The sequence below is a fragment of the Saccharothrix carnea genome (assembly GCF_003014735.1).
Taxonomy (GTDB): domain Bacteria; phylum Actinomycetota; class Actinomycetes; order Mycobacteriales; family Pseudonocardiaceae; genus Actinosynnema; species Actinosynnema carneum.
On record NZ_PYAX01000005.1, the window covers coordinates 429,304 to 443,069 of the forward strand.

Here is a 13,766-nt window from a genome sequence, read left to right on the forward strand (position 1 = left end):
AGCCGTGGAGACGTTCTGGTTCTGCGTGATCGCCCTGCTGTGGCTGGGCTACCTGTTCCTGGAGGGCTTCGACTTCGGCGTCGGCATGCTGCTGCCCGTGCTCGGGCGGTCGGAGCGGGAACGGCGGGTGCTGATCAACACGATCGGGCCGGTGTGGGACGGCAACGAGGTGTGGCTGCTGGTCGCGGTCGGCGCCACGTTCGCCGCGTTCCCCGCCTGGTACGCCGCGCTGCTCAGCTCGGTCTACCTGCCGCTGGTGCTGTTCCTGCTGGCGCTGATCGGGCGCGGGGTGGCGTTCGAGTACCGGGGCAAGATCGACTCGGCGCGCTGGCGGCGGGTGTGGGACCGGGTGATCGTCGCCGGGTCGTGGACGGCCGCGCTGGGCATCGGGCTGCTGCTGTCGTCGACCGTGTTCGGCCTGCCGCTGGACGCCGCCGGTGACCGCGTCGGCTCGCCGTTCGCCGCGATCCGCTGGGAGACGCTGCTCGGCGCGGTGGCGGTGGCCGGGTACGCGCTGGTGCACGGCGCGGTGTTCCTGTCGCTCAAGACCGAGGGCGAGGTGCGGGAACGGGCACGCGCGCTGGCGCTGAAGACCGCGCCGGTGGCGTTGCTGCCGTTGCTGGTGCTGCTGCTGACCGTGCAGCTGCGGTTCGGGTCGGCGTGGACGTGGGGCGCGTCGATCGTGGTGGCGCTGGCCGCGCTCGGCGCGTACGGGCGGCTGGTGCTGCGGCGCGAGGGGCAGGCGTTCGCGCTGATGGGCGTCGTGGTGGCGGGCACGGTGGCGGCGCTGTTCGGCGCGCTCTACCCGAACGTGCTGCCGTCCACCGTGGACCCCGCCTGGTCGCTCACCGTGGCAGGCGCGGCGTCGAGCCCCTACACGTTGACCGTGATGACCTGGGTGGCCGGGTTCGGCACGCCCGCCGTGCTCGTCTACCAGGGGTGGACGTACTGGGTGTTCCGCAAGCGGATCGGCACCCGGCACATCCCGGAGGTGCGGGTCCCGTGAACTTCCCCGGAGCCCCTTCCGCCACGAAGCCGGGGAAAGGCCCGCTCGGCGCGCTGCCTGCGCTCTCGCGTTCGGCGCGCCGGGCGTTGGCCTGGTGTGCGGTGCTGGCCGGGCTGACGGCCGGTGCCCTGGTGTGGCAGGCCGTGGCGCTGGCGTCGGCGCTGGTGACCGGCGGGTCGTTGTGGGTGCTCGCGGGCGCGGTCGTGGTGCGGGCCGTGCTGGCGTGGGCGACCGAGTCGGTGGCGGCACGGGCGGCGGCGGGCGCGAAGGAGGAGCTGCGGGCGGCGGTGCTGGACCGGGCGCTGGGCCTGGGGCCGTCGTGGATCGTGGCCCGGGGACCGGCGTCGCTGGCGGTGACCGCGACCAAGGGGCTGGACGCGCTGGACGCGTACTTCACCCGGTACCTGCCGGCTCTGGTGACGACGGCCGTGGTGCCGGTGGCGGTCGGCGCGTGGATCCTGTGGACGGACCCGACGTCGGCGGTGCTGATCGCCGTGACGCTGCCGCTGATCCCGGTGTTCGCGATCCTGATCGGCCGGTTCACGTCGGCGCGGGTGGAGGCGGCCGGGTCGGCGCTGGAGCGGTTGTCGGGACGGCTGGCGGAGCTGGTGCGGGCCCTGCCGGTGCTGACCGCGTTCGGGCGTGCGGCGGCGCAGGCGACGGCGGTGCGGGAGGTCGGCGAGCGGTACCGGCGGGCGACGATGGGGACGTTGCGGGTGGCGTTCCTGTCCGCGCTGGTGCTGGAGATCGTGGCGTCGCTGTCGGTGGCGCTGATCGCGGTCGGCATCGGGCTGCGGCTGGTGTCGGGGGAGATGACGCTGGTCACGGGGCTGGTGGTGCTGATCCTCGCGCCGGAGTGCTACCTGCCGCTGCGGGCGGCCGGAGCGGCGCACCACGCGTCGGAGGACGGTGTGGAGGCCGTGCGGCGGGTCGCCGAGATCCCCACGCCCGGTCCGCGGCCGGCCACGCCGGACCGGGTGGAAGGCGTGGAGGTGCGGGACCTGAGGGTTCGGCGGCGGGACCGGTTCGCGCCGGACGGCGTCGGGTTCCGGGTGCGGCCGGGTGAGGTCCACCGGCTCGACGCGCCCAGCGGTGCGGGCAAGTCGACGCTGTTCGGCGTGCTGCTGGGGTTCGTGGAGGCGGACGGCGGCACGGTGGCGGTCGACCGGTCGTCGATCGCGTGGGTGCCGCAGCGGCCCGCGTTCGCCGGGCGGACGGTCGCGGACGAGCTGGAGCTGACCGCAGGACGGGTCGACCACGACGTGCTGGTGTCGGTCGCGGCGGACCACCTGGTGGCGCGGCCGATCGCGGAGCTGTCCACCGGGGAACGGCAGCGGGTCGCGGTCGCGCGTGCGCTGACCCGGGTCCGGGACGGCGCGAAGGTGCTGCTGCTGGACGAGCCCACCGCGCACCTCGACCCGGCGACGGCGGCGAAGGTGATGGCGGCCGTGCACCGGGCGGCGGCCGGTGGTGCGGCGGTCGTACTGGCGACGCACCGGCTGGTGGGCTCGCCGGAGGAGGAGGTCGCACCGGCACGTGAGGTCGGCGTGGTGGACGGTCGGACGGTGGTCGCGCGGACGCCCCGCCCGACCCGCCGGCTGCTGGCGGGGGCGGCGCTGGGTGCGGCGGCGTCGCTGAGCGGTGTGGCGTTGACGGCCGTCGCGGCCTACCTGATCGCGAAGGCGGCGACCCAGCCTCCGATCCTCACGCTGTCCGTGCTGGTGGTGGGCGTGCGGACGTTCGCGCTGGCCAAGGGGGTGCTGCGGTACCTGGAGCGGTTGGTGTCGCACGACGCCGCGTTCCGGTACGCCGAGTCGCTGCGGGTCCGGTTGTGGCGCAGCCTCCGGCCCGGCCAGGCCGAGCTCACCCGCCTGGTCGATGACGTGGACACCGTGCGCGACCTGGTGCCGAGGGTGCTCCAGCCGCCGTTGATCGCGTTCGGGGTGGCGGTGGCGGCGGTGGTGCTGTTCGCGCTGATCCAGCCGGCGGCCGGGTTCGCGCTGGCGGTGGCGCTGCTGGTCGGCGGCACGGTGGCGCCGGTCGTCGCGGTGCTCACCGAACGCCGTGCGACGGCGGTGCTGGCGCGGGGGCGTCGGCAGGTGTCGGAGCAGGTGCTGACCCTGCTCACCGCCGCGCCGGACCTGATCGCGTTCGGCGCCGACCGCGCGGTGCGGGCCGAACTGGCGCGTCAGGACGCCGAACTCGGCCGGTTGGCCCGGCGGCAGGCGCTCGGTGCCGGTGCGGCGATCGGGGTCGTGCACCTGACGACCGGGCTGGCGTCGGCGGTGTGCATCGGGCTGGCCGGTGGCGTCGACCCGCTGCTCGTGCCGGTGCTGGGGCTGGTGCCGTTGGCGTTGGCGGAGGTGTTGAGCGCGCTGCCCGCCGCCGCGCAGCACCGTGCGGCGTTGCGTGAGTCGTACGGGCGGATCGTGGAGCAGTCGGTGCCGGTGCCGCAGGTGGATCGGGTGGAGCAGGGGGCGGTCGGTGGCGCGGTGGGGCTCGAAGGCGTGACGGTGCGGTGGCCGGGCAGCGCGGAGCCGGTGCTGGAACGGGTGTCGTTCGACCTGCCCGCCGGTGCGAAGGTGGCCGTGGTCGGTCCGTCCGGCGCGGGCAAGTCGAGCCTGTTCGCGTTGCTGCTGGGGTTCCTCGAACCCGAGCGCGGGCTGGTGTGGCGGCCCGATCGGGTCGCCTGGTGCCCGCAGGAGCCGATGCTGGTCTCGACCACCGTCCGCGAGAACCTCCGACTGGGCGACCCGCGGGCGGATGACGCACGGCTGCGCTGGGCACTGGACGTGGCGGGCGTCCGGCTCGACCTCGACACCGTGATCGGACCGACGCTGCTGTCGGGAGGGGAGGCGCAGCGGGTCGCGCTGGCCCGAGCCCTGCTCTACGACGCCGACCTCGTGCTGCTGGACGAGCCGACCGCCCACCTGGACGAGCCGACCGCCGCCGCGCTGCTGGCCCGCCTGGACGACGTGCTGCGGGACAAGACCGTCATCCACATCACCCACCGGCCCGGTGAAGCCGACCGCGCCGACCTGGTGCTGGACGTCACCGAGGGGCGGACCCGGGCCAGGGCCTACCGTTGACCACCGTGGACCCCGCCCGCGTGCTCGCCGCGTCGACCGAGATCACCTCGGCCGCCCTCGCCGGCGACGACCCGGACGCCGTGCTGCCGCTCGTGGTGCGCAGCGCCGTCGCACTCGCCGGTGCGGACCTGGGGCTGGCCATGGTCACCGCCGACGACGGCACGCTGACCGTCGAGGCGTCCTCCGGAGACGACGACCCGGTGGGCGTCGTGCTGTCGAGCCGTTCGTCGGCGGCCCGGGCGGCGCGGACCGGTGTGCCCGTGGTCGCCGACGACTTCACCACCGACCCGCGCACCGCGCCGTTCGTGCCCAAGGCGCTGCGCGGGTACGGGCCGTTCGCCGTCGCGCCGTTCGGGACGAAGGAGCGCAAGATCGGCGCGCTGGCCGTGTACCGGCGCAAGGGCGCGCAGCCGTTCAGCCCGGACACCGTCGAGGTGCTCGCCGCGTTCGCCGCGCAGGCCGGGCTGGCCGTCGTGCTGGCCGAGGGATCGACCGCGCGGCAGCGGATCGCGGTCTACCAGGAGCGGGAGCGGATCGCGCGCGACCTGCACGACGTGATCATCCAGCGGCTGTACGCGACCGGCGTGCAACTGGACCTGCTGGACCGGCGGCTGAAGCTGGAAGGCCGCGAGGCGCGCCGGCTGGCGGAGTGCGTCGACCAGCTCGACCGGACCATGGCCGAGGTGCGCGCCACCGTCCGGGCGTTGCGGAGCGCCGATCCCGGGAAGCCGGGGGACGTCGACCTCAAGGGATCGGTGCTGGCGGAAGCACGGACGGCGGGCGAGCTGCTGGGGTTCGAGCCGGAAGTGCGCGTCGAAGGTGACGTGGCCGACGTGCCGACCGACCTGGCGGACCACGCGCGGGCGGCGTTGCGGGAGGCGCTGTCGAACGTGGTGCGGCACTCCGGTGCGCGGCACGTCGGCATCGCGCTGCGGCGGACGCCGGGGCGGTTGGACCTGGAAGTCACCGACGACGGCTGCGGCATCCCGCGCGGTGTCGCCAAGCGCGGGCTGCGGCACTTGGAGGAACGGGCGTTGGCGGCGGGCGGCGGGTGCGAGATCACCTCGTCACCGCGCACCGGCACGACGATCACCTGGCACGTGCCGCTGAACGGCTGAGCAGTCGACCACGTGATCGGTTGACCGGCTGACCAGCCGGAATTGTCGGACCCTGCCGGCAAAATAAAAGCAGGGGTCCCCTTGGGCGGGGACGCCTGCGAAGCGCTGGCGAGATCTTGAAGCGACCGCGACCGCGACCGCGACCGCGAGTGGGGAGTGGGGAGCGGGAGGCTGGACGGCCCGTGATCGGATCGGACCGGGGGTTAGCGTGAGCGGCGGGCTACCCAGGCGGCGGCTTGGGTGCGGCGTTCCATGCCCAGCTTCGACAGCACGGCCGTGACGTAGTTCTTCACCGTCTTCTCCGCCAGGAACAGCCGCTCGGCGATCTGGCGGTTCGTCAACCCCTCCCCGATCAGGTCCAGCACCCGCCGTTCCTGCTCGGTCAACGCGTCCAGCACGTCCACCTCGACCGGCCGACGCATGCGGTCCAGGACACGGGAGGTGGTTTGCGGGTCCAGCAGCGAGCGGCCGGCGGCCACCTCGCGCACGGCGGTCACCAGGTCCTGGCCGCGCACCTGCTTGAGCAGGTAGCCCGACGCACCCGCCATGATCGCGCCGACCAGCGCCTCCTCGTCGTCGAACGCGGTCAGGACCAGGCACCGCGGTGGCTCCGCCAGGGCGCGCAGCCGACGGCACAGCTCGACCCCGCCGCCGTCTGGCAGCCGGACGTCCACCACGGCCACGTCGGGCCGCGTCGCCGAAGCCCGGACCAGGGCCTCGTCCACCCCACCCGCCTCGGCGACCACCGAGATGTCGTCCTCGTCCTCCAGCAACTCGCGCAGCCCTCTGCGCACCACCTCGTGGTCGTCTACGAGCAACACTCGCACCGGCACGAACCAACCATAGGTCGAATGCCGGTACCCACCGCGCCCGCCCGCCAAGACAGTGCAGGAATGCTCGTACGCGCGATCGAGGAAGCCGACCGGATCGTCGTCGGCAGGCTGGTGCTTGAGCTGTGGGGCGCGCACACCGCGGTCGCCCACGGCCAGGTGTTCTTCCCCGCGAGCCTGCCCGGGTTCCTGGTCGAACAGCAGGACACCGTCGTCGGGCTGCTCACCTACGCCGCGGCCGACAACCACCTGGAGATCGTCACCATCGACGCGTTGCGAAGAGGCAGGGGTGTCGGCAGCTCGCTGGTCGACGCCGCCGTCCACCGCGCCCGCCAGCTCGGCTGCAACCGGGTCCGGCTCACCACGACCAACGACAACCTCGACGCCCTGCGCTTCTACCAACGCCGCGGCTTCCGGCTCGCCTCCCTGCGGCCCGACGCGGTGCGCGAGGCACGCCGCCTGAAGCCGGAGATCCCCAGCGTCGGCGACTACGGCATCCCCATCACCGACGAACTGGACCTGGAGCGTTGGGTCGCGCCGCGCTAGTTGTCCACAGGCTCCAGCCGGGCTGTCCACAGGTTGTGCACAACCAGCGCACCGGCGCTAGCGGCTGGGCAGCGGGCTGAACACCTCGTCCCACGCGGCGGCGACCTGGCGGGCGCAGGTGGCCGGCGCGACGCCGCCGACGCCCGTGCCGAGGCCGGGCATGGCGATCGTGCGGACCACCGACCGCAGCGGGCGGCCGTCGTCCAGCCGACCGGCCAGCCACAGCCGCAGCACAGCGCGCGCGGCCAGGTACGGGTGCACGGTGTCCTCGGGCAGCAGCTCACCGGGCTGCCGCATGGTCGGCGCGCTGATCAGCCACTCCGGCTCGGGCTCGCCGGTCGGCACGACCAGCGCCTCGCCGACCGGCAGCTCGCCGCCGTGCAACCCGAGCACGGCACTGCGCACGTTGCCCTCGACCTGCGGGAACGCGCGCGCGTACACGGCATCGATGCCTCCGCGCATCCAGCCGGAGGAGTTCGCGGGGCTCACCACGGCCTCGGCGACGATGTCGAGCACCGAGCCCCGGTGCACCTCGACGCCGGTCCTGCCCTCGGCCACCGCGAGCCAGGCACGGGCCAGCGGTTCGTCGACGGCGCACAACACCAGACGGGGAACTGCTACCGGAGCGTTGATCTCACCCTCCGTATCGGCGGCGGACACATCTCCCAGCATTCCAGGAGAACCCGTTGCTGCGGAACGGGGGCGGGCACCCGCCGGGCGGGTGATCCTCGCCTCAACGGCGGTCACCGGACGTGGTCCTCGTATCGTTGCGGCCGTGCTCGCCTATTTCGGACCGCAGGGAACCTTCACCGAGCAGGCCGCACGCGGCTTCGCCTCTCCGCAGCAGGAACTGGTCCCGTTCGACACGGTGCCCGCCGCGCTCGCCGCCACCCGCCGGGGGGAGACCCAGTCGGCGTGCGTGCCGGTGGAGAACTCCGTCGAAGGCGCGGTGCCCGCGACGATGGACGCGCTGACCGAGGGCGAGCCGCTGGTCGCGGTGGCCGAGGCGGTGCTGCCGGTGCGGTTCAGCGTGCTCGTGCGGCCCGGCGGCGGGCCCGTGCGCACGGTCGCCAGCCACCCGCACGCCCTGGCCCAGGTGCGGCACTGGCTCGCCGAGCACCTGCCGGAGGCCGACGTGGTCGCCACGACGTCCACCGCCGCCGCGGCGCGTTCCGTGCTGGGCGGCGAGTTCGACGCGGCCGTGAGCGCGCCCGTGGCCGTGCGGCACTACCCGCTGGAGGTGCTGGCCACCGACGTGGCCGACGTGCGGGACGCGAAGACCCGGTTCCTGCTGGTCCGCCCGCCCGGCGAGCTGCCCGAGCCGACCGGCCACGACCGCACGTCCGTGGTCTGCACGGCCGCGGACAAGGTCGGCGCCCTGTCGGAGCTGCTGGCCGAGCTGGCGCTGCGCGGCATCAACCTGACCCGCATCGAGTCGCGGCCCACCAAGGGCAGGCTCGGCGAGTACCGGTTCTACATCGACCTCGACGGCCACGTGGCCGAGCCCAGGGTGGGCGACGCGCTGGCCGCGCTGCACCGGCACTGCCCGCAGACCCGGTTCCTCGGCTCGTACCCGAAGGCCGAGCCGGGTGGTGTGGTGGCGGGCAACGAGGAGTTCGTGGCGGCGGCCGAATGGGTCGAGACAGTCCGGAGGGGGCACGGCGCGTGAGGTTGATCCTGGTCAGACACGGCGAGACGGCGTCGAACGTGAAGATGGCGCTGGACTCGCTGCCACCCGGCCCGCCGCTGACCGACGCGGGCGTGGCGCAGGCCGCGGCGCTGGCCGAGCAGCTGGCCGCCGAGCCGGTGGCCGCCGTCTACGCCAGCACGGCGGTGCGCGCGCAGCAGACCGCGGCGCCCGTGGCGGCGGCGCACGGCCTGGACGTCGAGGTCGTCGAGGGCGTGCAGGAGATCTTCTGCGGCGACCTCGAAGGACGGCACGACCGCGAGGCGTTCGAGATCTTCATCGCCACCGTGAAGCAGTGGGCCGAGGGCGACCTGGACGTGCCGCTGCCCGGCGGCGAGAGCGGCCGCCAGGTCCTCGACCGCTACCTGGACGCGGTGGACAAGATCGCCGCCAGGCACGCGGACGGCGAGACGGTGGTGCTGGTCAGCCACGGCGCGTCGCTGCGCATGGGCGCGCTCGCCCTGGCCCGCAACGTGAGCCCCGCACTGGCCGAGGCGGGCCTGCTGCCCAACACCGGCCGGGTCGTGCTGGAACGCACCTCCGACGGCTGGCGCTGCACCTCGTGGACCGGTGTGGACGTGGTCGCCGGCTGAGCGGGCCGGGCGGTGGGGCCCAGATCGGTCCGGGGCACCTTCGAAGCAGGGTCAGGCCACTCGGTAGCGCGCCCAGGCCCGTGCCCCGTTCGTGGCGGGAGTGGCCGCGGACTTTCGTTCCCGCAGACGAAGCACCGATGCGGAGGAGGTCGTCAGCGTGTCCGGGAGGCCGCGGCCAAGCCGTCGAACCGGCGAGCCCACTCCTCCGCCGAGACCGGTCGGCGGTCAGCCCCAGCCCAGTTCGTGCAGCTTGGCGTCGTCGATGCCGAAGTGGTGGGCGATCTCGTGGACCACGGTGACGACGACTTCTTCCACCACGTCGTCCTCGGTGCGGCAGATGTCGAGGATCGCCTCGCGGTAGATGGAGATCCGGTCCGGTAGGACGCCGCCGTAGTCGGTGGTACGGCTGGTCAGCGCGATGCCGTGGTAGAGGCCGAGCAGGCTCGGCACGTCGGCGTTGCGGTCCTCGACCAGGACCACCACGTTGTTCATCGCGGCCGCGAACTCCGGTGGGATGAGGTCGAGGGCCTCGCCGACCAGTTCCTCGAACCGCTGACGGGTCATCTCCACCGGCATGACGTCACCTCGTCGTAGTCGTCGTGGTCGTCGTCGTGGTGGTTTCCTCGTCCGACTTCGGCGGCTTGGAGCCCGACGTCGACGGATCGGCGGAACTGGAGTTGGACTGCGAGTGCAGCGGCGCGCCGGTCGGCTCGTCCTGCTGCACGGCGGTCGTCTGCGGCGGGTTGGACGTGGTCAGCGGCGGCGCGTCCGGGTTGCGCACGCTGCCCTCCCACGGCACCAGCACGTTGTCCACCGGCTGCGCGCCGACCTTGCAGTTCACCAGCCGCGAACCGGCCGTCCAGCTCTCCACCACCCTGGTGTCCCAGGCGACGATGAGGCCGCGGGCCTTCAGGTCGGCGCCGCCGGTGTACTCGGCGGTGATCCGGGTGCACTCGCCGACCAGCAACTGGTCCTGCTGCTCGGGCGACGGGAACTCGCCGGGCGGCAAGGTCACCACGCCGGTGATCTCGAACGTGTGCGGCTTCGCGCACTCCACCGGGTCGCCCACGGACCCGGTCTCGGTGATGCCCAGGCACACGCCCGGGTCGTAGACGTCGGACTGGTCCTGGGTGCGCGCGGTGCCGTAGGCGGGGAGCAGGCCGCCCGCCGGACCGGCCACCTGCAGGCCGCAGCGCAGCGTCCGCTGACCCTCGCCCCACAGCCGCTCGCCCGGGTTGAGCGGCCCGACCGTGTACTTGCCGAACGGGTCGAACTTGCCGCCGAGGTAGTCCATCGACAGCTTCGAGCACTGCTCCTGGCTGATCTGCTGCCACTGCGCGTCGTCCGGGAACGGCGCCTGGGGCCCGTGATCGGCGGAGATGTCCGCCACACCGGTCACCTCGAACAGGTGCTGTGCGGCGCAGTCGACCTTCTCGACGTCCGACAGGTCCTGCTTGGTCCAGTTCAGGCAGTCACCCGCCTGAGCGGCCATGACGGGGTTCACCGCGGTCGTGAGCGTGCTGCCGGCGCCGCCCGCGCCCACCGGCCACCCCACGAGCGTGCTCAGGGCCAGCAGCACGAACGCACCAGCCGACGCGCCGAGCATGACCAAGTGGTCACCTCGACGAAACCAGCGCGTGGTCGTGGACATCTACTCCATGATGCCTGTGTAGGCCGAGTAACCGTTCGGGCGGGTGGAGAGTGTTGCTTTTGGGACACTCATCACCCATTCGGCGGCCGATCTCTGTACCGTCCCCGCCGGGAGTGGCTGATGACTGAGAACGACAACACCGGTAACGCGGCGACGCCCGGTCAGGGTGGGCCGAACGGACCAGACCGACAGAACGGACCGGCCGCGCCGGGGCCGCAGGCCGGTGGCGCGACGCCGCCGCCGTACGCGCCCCCGCCCGCGCCGGAACCGCCGCAGGGCGGGCGCGGCCAGATCCGGCGGCAGGAGGCGGGCCAGACCAAGCCCCGCCCGCCGACACTGGCCGAGCAGCGCGCCCGCGCCGCGGCGATCGAGCAGCAGCGCGAGCAGCAGCTCGCCGTCGAAGCCGAGGAGGCGCGTCGCCGGAAGCTGCGCAAGCGGCTGCTCATCGGCGGTGGCGTCGCGGTCGGCGTGGCCGGCGTGGTGGCCATCTGGTACGCCGTGTCCAGCCCCGACGACGTGGTGGCCCAGTGCACCCGCGACGACGTCGTGGTCGAAGACCAGTACTGCGACGAGAGCTACGCGCGCAGCCACGGCGGGTACGTCAGCGGCGGGTTCATCTACATCGGTGGCAGCTCGTACCGCTACAACTACGGCGCGCCGAGCGCCCCGATCGGCCAGAAGGTCAGCGGCGGCACTTACACCATGCCGAAGGGCGCGAACATCAGCACCAAGTCGGGCACGGTCGTGCAGCGCGGTGGGTTCGGCGTGTCCGGCGGCAGCAAGAGCGGGGGCAGCTGAGTGCGTCGGGAGTCCTCCGCGCCCCGGCCGAACTGGCAGCGCACCGTCTCCGAGCAGGGGCTGGTGTTCGGCGCGCCGGCTCGGGCCGCGGACGGCAGCCCGCGCCCGTACTGGGACGAGTCGGCGCACTACGTCTTCGAGATGAGCGACGTGCTGTCGCTCGAGGCGGACGTCGAGCTGCTGCACAACATGTGCCTCGAAGCCGTCGACAACGTGGTGCTCACCGAGCGCTTCCGCGACTTCGGCATCAACGAGTGGCTGTGGCCCGCGATCGCCGAGTCGTGGAAGCGCCGCGACCCGCACGTGTACGGGCGGTTCGACCTGCGCTACGACGGCAGCGGCCCGGCCAAGCTGCTGGAGTACAACGCCGACACGCCCACCTCGCTGCTGGAGGCGTCGGTCGTCCAGTGGAACTGGAAGACCGACGTCTTCCCCGAGGACGACCAGTGGAACTCCATCCACGAGAAGCTGGTCGAGCGCTGGGCCGAGATCGGCAGCCGGCTGCCGTCCAACGAGCTGCACTTCACCTGGTCGGGCGCGGACCCCTCCGGCGAGGACCACGTCACCGTGGCCTACCTGCAGGAGACCGCGGCCGAGGCGGGCATGGACACGGTCGGCCTGGCGATCGAGGAGATCGGCTGGGACTCGCTGCTCAAGCGGTTCGTCGACCTCGAAGACGCGCCGATGGGCACGGTCGTGAAGCTCTACCCGTGGGAGTGGGTGGTCGACGAGCAGTTCGGCCGCTACGCCGTGGAGAGCCTGCCCGGCACCCTGTGGGTCGAGCCGCTGTGGAAGATGCTGCTGTCCAACAAGGCGCTGCTGGCCGTGCTGTGGGAGATGTACCCCGGCCACCCGAACCTGCTGCCCGCGTTCCTGGACGAACCCGGCCTGCTCACCGAGTACGTGCGCAAGCCGCGGCTGGGCCGGGAGGGGCAGAACATCCAGATCGTCGCCCCCGGCTACGAGACCCAGACCGGCGGGGTCTACGGCAAGGAGGGCTTCGTCTACCAGCTGTTCGACCCGCTGCCCGAGTTCGACGGCTACCGGCCGGCGCTCGGCGCGTGGGTCGTCGGCGACGCCTCGGCGGGCCTGGGCATCCGGGAGACCGTCGGCCTGGTCACCGACGACGGCGCGGCGTTCGTGCCGCACCGGATCGTCGAGTGAGTCGAGCAAGTCGAGTGAGTCACGTGAGTCGAACGAGCGAACGAGTCGCATGAGCCGCTCCCCGAACCCCGAGAAGGCACCACACCCGTCGTCACCGGATCCTTCACCGGCGGCACAACCGATCAACCTGCACACCATGGAGGGTCAGTGATTCCCCCACTCGCGTTGGACCCCGGCTTCGGGTCCGCCATCGGCACCGGCGTCGGCGCGATCGCGCTCTACGCGATCGTCGGCCTCGTCCTGATGGTCGTCGGCTTCTACGCCATCGACTGGACCACGCCCGGCAAGCTGAGCGCGTTGGTGCGCGGCGGCGCCCCGAACGCGGTCATCGTCACGTCCGCGGGCCTGGTCAGCATGGCCCTGATCGTGGTCGTGGCGATCTACAGCGCGGCGGGCAAGCTGGACGAGGGCCTGCTGTCGGCCCTGATCTTCGGCTTCGTCGGCATCATCGTCCAGGTACTGGCGGTCCGGCTGCTGGAGTGGGTGACCCGCCTGGACATCGGCTCGCTGATCGAGTCCGACCGGTTCGCGCCGGCCAGCGTCGTCGTCGCCTCGGCGCACGTCGCCCTCGGCCTCGTGGTCGCGGTCGCCATCTCGTAGTACCAGGCCAGCCGCGAAGGGGCGTGCCCGCCGGTCGGGCACGCCCCTTCGCGCTGCTCAGGCCACCGGCAGCCGCTTCTGCCAGGCGATCGGCCCGACCCTGATCCGGGTGCGCACCGACCCGTTCCACTCGACGGGCAGCCCGCCCGCGGTGAGCGCCGCGACCACCTCGCGACCCACCGCCTCGTCGGCCGCCGCGTGGTCGGCCACCTCGCCCAGCGACCCGTACGCGAGCCACACCGCGCCGTGCGCCACGGCGCTCTCGGTGTCCTGCCGGTGGAAGAACACGTACCCGCGGGCGCCCTCGGCCGCCTCGTCGCCGATCTCGGCGTGCCCGCACGTCTGGCAGCACGTGAAGTCGGCGCGGGCGGTGATCCCGCCGCGGTCGAGCGCGTCGAACACGGTGAACAGCCGGTCCACGTCCGTGCTCGCCGGCCACCCGTCCTGCTCGGCGGACCGCTCCCGCCACACCCGCTCCACCACGGCCCGCGCGGCCACCGGCGTGACCGGGTGCTCCTCGTCCTCGAAGTGCTCGGCCACCTCCTCGACCGCGTCGTCCAACGCGGTGAAGCCGCCGTGCACCACGTTCCGGGCGTACTCCTCGACCTCCGCCACCACGTCGGCGGGCAGGCCGGACTCGTCGTCTGCTCGTTCAACCACGCGCGCATCCTGCCCGAGGGGTCC

14 protein-coding genes are annotated in these 13,766 nt (G+C 73.1%); 9 read left to right on the top strand and 5 right to left on the bottom strand.

Translation table 11 applies throughout. The annotated features are described in order from the left end of the window. Positions 1-4 precede the first annotated feature (4 nt). From cydB to B0I31_RS16875, 3 genes are read left to right on the top strand one after another with little or no spacing between them, the layout of a single operon-like run. A complete protein-coding gene (gene cydB / locus B0I31_RS16865) occupies positions 5-1,006 on the top strand; it encodes a cytochrome d ubiquinol oxidase subunit II (RefSeq protein WP_106616323.1) in 1,002 nt (333 codons plus the stop codon). After that, positions 1,003-4,095, top strand: a complete 3,093-nt coding sequence (cydD, locus tag B0I31_RS16870; RefSeq protein ID WP_106616324.1) for a thiol reductant ABC exporter subunit CydD — start codon at positions 1,003-1,005, stop codon at positions 4,093-4,095. The genes cydB and cydD overlap by 4 nt, the downstream gene beginning before the upstream one ends. Continuing rightward, complete coding sequence (locus B0I31_RS16875) at positions 4,092-5,213, top strand: GAF domain-containing sensor histidine kinase (protein ID WP_106616325.1); 1,122 nt, start codon at positions 4,092-4,094, stop codon at positions 5,211-5,213. The genes cydD and B0I31_RS16875 overlap by 4 nt, the downstream gene beginning before the upstream one ends. 203 nt (positions 5,214-5,416) lie before the next feature. Here the strand turns inward: B0I31_RS16875 and B0I31_RS16880 are convergent, their stop codons facing one another. Further along, positions 5,417-6,046 carry a response regulator gene (locus B0I31_RS16880; RefSeq protein ID WP_181320204.1) on the bottom strand — a complete coding sequence of 210 codons (630 nt, stop codon included), beginning with the start codon at positions 6,044-6,046 and terminating at the stop codon, positions 5,417-5,419. 60 nt (positions 6,047-6,106) lie between these two features. Here B0I31_RS16880 and B0I31_RS16885 point away from each other — a divergent pair, with 60 nt between their 5' ends. Continuing rightward, positions 6,107-6,589, top strand: coding sequence for a GNAT family N-acetyltransferase (locus B0I31_RS16885; protein WP_106616326.1), 483 nt, complete (start codon positions 6,107-6,109; stop codon positions 6,587-6,589). A gap of 57 nt (positions 6,590-6,646) precedes the next feature. Here B0I31_RS16885 and B0I31_RS16890 read toward each other — a convergent pair whose 3' ends face one another. Then, positions 6,647-7,261 (bottom strand): macro domain-containing protein, encoded by a 615-nt coding sequence (locus B0I31_RS16890; protein ID WP_106616327.1) that lies wholly within the window; start codon positions 7,259-7,261, stop codon positions 6,647-6,649. Positions 7,262-7,364: 103 nt separating this feature from the next. On the opposite strand from B0I31_RS16890, the gene pheA reads away from it, so the two are divergent. After that, positions 7,365-8,258, top strand: a complete 894-nt coding sequence (gene pheA / locus B0I31_RS16895) for a prephenate dehydratase (RefSeq protein WP_106616328.1) — start codon at positions 7,365-7,367, stop codon at positions 8,256-8,258. After that, entirely contained in the window at positions 8,255-8,869 is a 615-nt protein-coding gene (locus B0I31_RS16900; RefSeq protein WP_181320205.1) for a histidine phosphatase family protein, read from the top strand. Before pheA ends, B0I31_RS16900 begins: the two co-directional genes overlap by 4 nt. 225 nt (positions 8,870-9,094) lie before the next feature. Here B0I31_RS16900 and B0I31_RS16905 read toward each other — a convergent pair whose 3' ends face one another. Continuing rightward, on the bottom strand, positions 9,095-9,445 hold the full coding sequence (locus tag B0I31_RS16905; protein ID WP_073897527.1) for a metallopeptidase family protein: 351 nt from the start codon (positions 9,443-9,445) through the stop codon (positions 9,095-9,097). A 4-nt stretch (positions 9,446-9,449) separates the two neighbouring features. After that, the gene (locus B0I31_RS16910) at positions 9,450-10,520 is read right to left on the bottom strand and encodes a septum formation family protein (RefSeq protein ID WP_245949980.1); all 1,071 of its coding nucleotides are present in this window, start codon (positions 10,518-10,520) and stop codon (positions 9,450-9,452) included. A 120-nt stretch (positions 10,521-10,640) separates the two neighbouring features. On the opposite strand from B0I31_RS16910, the gene B0I31_RS16915 reads away from it, so the two are divergent. From B0I31_RS16915 to B0I31_RS16925, 3 genes are all read left to right on the top strand, one after another. Further along, positions 10,641-11,318 carry a hypothetical protein gene (locus B0I31_RS16915; RefSeq protein ID WP_106616331.1) on the top strand — a complete coding sequence of 226 codons (678 nt, stop codon included), beginning with the start codon at positions 10,641-10,643 and terminating at the stop codon, positions 11,316-11,318. After that, positions 11,319-12,482, top strand: a complete 1,164-nt coding sequence (locus B0I31_RS16920) for a glutathionylspermidine synthase family protein (RefSeq protein WP_106616332.1) — start codon at positions 11,319-11,321, stop codon at positions 12,480-12,482. It abuts the gene before it with no gap. Between the two features lie 147 nt (positions 12,483-12,629). Next, entirely contained in the window at positions 12,630-13,082 is a 453-nt protein-coding gene (locus B0I31_RS16925) for a DUF350 domain-containing protein (protein ID WP_106616333.1), read from the top strand. Positions 13,083-13,139: 57 nt separating this feature from the next. On the opposite strand, the gene B0I31_RS16930 is transcribed toward B0I31_RS16925, so the two are convergent. Continuing rightward, the gene (locus B0I31_RS16930) at positions 13,140-13,742 is read right to left on the bottom strand and encodes a DUF6891 domain-containing protein (RefSeq protein ID WP_106616334.1); all 603 of its coding nucleotides are present in this window, start codon (positions 13,740-13,742) and stop codon (positions 13,140-13,142) included. Positions 13,743-13,766: the final 24 nt, after the last annotated feature.

What these genes read in the sequence shown, in the direction of transcription:
- B0I31_RS16885 (WP_106616326.1), top strand. Translation starts at nt 6,107, where the DNA reads ATGCTCGTACGCGCGATCGAGGAAGCCGACCGGATCGTCGTCGGCAGG.
- B0I31_RS16890 (WP_106616327.1), bottom strand. Translation starts at nt 7,261, where the DNA reads ATGCTGGGAGATGTGTCCGCCGCCGATACGGAGGGTGAGATCAACGCT.
- B0I31_RS16905 (WP_073897527.1), bottom strand. Translation starts at nt 9,445, where the DNA reads ATGCCGGTGGAGATGACCCGTCAGCGGTTCGAGGAACTGGTCGGCGAG.
- B0I31_RS16910 (WP_245949980.1), bottom strand. Translation starts at nt 10,520, where the DNA reads ATGTCCACGACCACGCGCTGGTTTCGTCGAGGTGACCACTTGGTCATG.
- B0I31_RS16915 (WP_106616331.1), top strand. Translation starts at nt 10,641, where the DNA reads ATGACTGAGAACGACAACACCGGTAACGCGGCGACGCCCGGTCAGGGT.